The following is a 2,959-nucleotide window of genomic DNA, read 5'->3' on the forward strand; positions in this document are numbered from 1 at the left end:
GCAGTACGATCTTCAAAGTTAAGATGATGGTATGACAATTTTATATACTCCATAAACCCTTTAAATTAATTAGGTGGTTTATGTCGCACTTCAAGTTTTACTCTGCCATGTATTGAAATCAAATGACATCCAAATCAGCATGGATGGTAAAGGTCGATGGGTTGATAATGTGATGGTTGAACGATTATGGCGGAGCGTTAAATATGAAGAGGTGTATCTCAAAGCCTACAGCAATGTTTTGGATGCGAAGAAGCAATTAAACGCATATTTTGAATTTTATAATTTGAAACGACCTCATTCGAGTCTGGACAAAATGACTCCAGATGAGTTTTACTATGACCAGCTACCACAACAAAATAAGGTAGCTTAACTAGAGCAGAGTATCACTTATAAATAAGCTTTTAGTTGTTCAAACATGTGGGACCACCTCTATTTAAAAAAAGGAAAGAAGATGAAAATTAAGTTTTTAACAGTTTCATTGATGCTTATTCTGCCATTTTCTGTTTTTGCAGCAAATACTGTAGTAGAAAAAGCGGTCATTGAATCAAATAATACATATAAGGCGAAGTATAACTTAGAGGATATGACTGAGTTTAATCAGGCTCAAAAGGGCTTTATTGCCAAGCCAACAGGTCAAATTAAAAGTGAGAAAGGCAATGTTATCTGGGATTTTGATGCATTTAGTTTTTTACAAGATCAAGCACCAAATACCGTTAATCCCACTCTATGGCGACAAGCAAAATTAAACAACAATGTTGGGCTATTTAAAGTAACAGATCGAGTTTGGCAAATTCGTGGTTTTGATTTGGCAAATATGACCATCATTCAGGGTGATACTGGCTGGATTATTGTGGATACATTAACCTCTAAAGAAACGGCTGAAGCAGCACTTAAATTTGCTAGACAGCATTTAGGTGAGCAAAAAATTTCAGCCATTATCTTTACCCATAGCCATATCGATCATTTTGGTGGTGCATTAGGCGTTCTTTCTAGCGAAGAAATTAACGCTAGAAAAACTCCAATTATTGCGCCAAAAGGCTTTATGGAAGAAGCGACCAGTGAAAATGTGATGGCAGGTTCAGCCATGATACGTCGTGCGACTTATATGTATGGAACTTTTCTACCTAAAAATGCGGAAGGATTGGTGGATACAGGTTTAGGTAAGGCTGTTGCTGTGGGAAAAATGGGCATCCTTGAGCCTACACAACTGATCACTCAACCAGAACAGAAAATGACGGTTGATGGCTTGGATTTTGTGTTTTATAACGTGCCGGGTTCAGAAGCACCAGCAGAATTAACGTTCTCTATCCCATCATTGAAACTTTATAACGGCGCAGAAATTCTATCTCATACCATGCATAATCTTTATACCCTTCGGGGTGCTAAAGTCCGTGATGCCTTAAAATGGGTGGGCTATCTAGACCAAGCAATGCAGCATGCCAAAGCATCCGATGTATTGATTGCACAGCATCATTGGCCTGTCTGGGGCAATGACAATATTCAAGATTTTATTAAAACCCAGCGAGATGTTTATAAGTTCACGCATGATCAGACGGTGAGATATATGAACTCTGGTTTTAATGGCGCTGAAATTGCCGAAAAAATTAAGCTTCCAGCGGCACTTGATCAAAAACTATATGCTCATGGCTATTATGGAACCCTAAAACATAATGTAAAAGCAGTATACCAATATTATATGGGATGGTTCGATGCCCATCCTTCCAATTTAGATCCATTACCCCCTAAAGCTGTTGCAAAAAAATATATTGAGTTAGCAGGTGGGGAGAACAATGCATTGAAAAATGCGCGGGATGCCTACGCTCAAGCTGACTATAGATGGGCTGCCGAGATTTTAAAACATATTGTGTTGAATAACCCTCAAAACCAACAAGCAAAAGACTTATTGGCGAATACTTATCGTCAATTGGGCTATGCTGCTGAGGCTTCAACTTGGCGTAATTTCTTTTTGGTGGGCGCTCAAGAGCTACAAAATAATGTACCCCTACAAAATACTTCTGATCCGAGTGATTTATTGATTCATACACCAACTGAAAGATTTCTTGAAGCTATGGCGACAAATTTAGATGTGGAAAATTTAAAAAATGAAAACCAGTGTATCAATCTGGTTTTGTCGGATACCAAAGAGCATTTTTCATTATGGGTTGAAAACTCAGTCATGCAGTTTAAGCGTTATGATGAAAGTAAAGATTTGGCATTGGATTGCCCTACATTAACCTTAACCAAGCCCTTATATCTAAAAATGATTACAGGTCAAATAGAAGGGGTAAAAGTCCTGCTTTCTAAAGACAGTAAAGTCAAAGGTAATCCACTGAAAATTGGAAAATTCTTTGCAATGTTTAAACGTCCAGATTCAATTTTCCCGATTGTGACTCGACCAAATGGCTAAGCTCAAATAAGTAAAGTCGAAACTTAAATTAATAGATCCAAAGAAATGGGTGAAATTATCAACTTGGTTCTCCCAATCTTATAACAGGAATACAAGAAATTATTTCTTGTATTCCTCTTTAAAATTAAAAGTAAGCTATATGTATTTTAACTCTATTGATACTTTATTAAATGGTTTTTGAATTTTTATACTTTATTTTCGATGGAGATATTTTTATTAGTAGCTTGTTTAAAAAAGATTTGTTTATTTTTCTATTAATTGCTTCTAAATAATAACTTCAATATTTTTGTGGTTAAAAGGCAAGGGGGTATTATGATGTGTTTTTTATTGAAAATAAGCTTTTATATTAGGGCGAATTCAAACATGAGGTGCGACAGTTTGAAAAGTCTTATGATAATCAACAAGCTGAGCAAATTTCTCTAATGGTGTAAGCCAATCTAACGCTTTTCTAGGACGAGTATTCAGTGACATGGCAACTTGATTTAAATAATGCTGATCTGCCTGATTTAAATCAATCCCTTTAGGTAAATATTGCCTAATTAAACCATTCAT

At 36.1% G+C, this 2,959-nt stretch carries 1 protein-coding gene and 2 pseudogenes; 2 read left to right on the top strand and 1 reads right to left on the bottom strand.

Going from position 1 to position 2,959, the window contains the following annotated elements:
- Positions 1 to 109: 109 nt before the first annotated feature.
- Both ACS72_RS03295 and ACS72_RS03300 read left to right on the top strand, forming a co-directional pair.
- Positions 110 to 370: pseudogene (locus tag ACS72_RS03295) on the top strand (integrase core domain-containing protein); the annotation flags it as partial.
- Between the two features lie 81 nt (positions 371 to 451).
- On the top strand, positions 452 to 2,407 hold the full coding sequence (locus ACS72_RS03300; protein WP_000693745.1) for an alkyl/aryl-sulfatase: 1,956 nt from the start codon (positions 452 to 454) through the stop codon (positions 2,405 to 2,407).
- A gap of 357 nt (positions 2,408 to 2,764) precedes the next feature.
- Here the strand turns inward: ACS72_RS03300 and ACS72_RS03305 are convergent.
- A pseudogene (locus tag ACS72_RS03305) lies at positions 2,765 to 2,959 on the bottom strand (IS30 family transposase); the annotation flags it as partial.

The sequence above is a fragment of the Acinetobacter sp. VT 511 genome, assembly GCF_001077515.1.
Lineage (GTDB): Bacteria > Pseudomonadota > Gammaproteobacteria > Pseudomonadales > Moraxellaceae > Acinetobacter > Acinetobacter schindleri.

What these genes read in the sequence shown, in the direction of transcription:
- ACS72_RS03300 (WP_000693745.1), top strand. Translation starts at nt 452, where the DNA reads ATGAAAATTAAGTTTTTAACAGTTTCATTGATGCTTATTCTGCCATTT.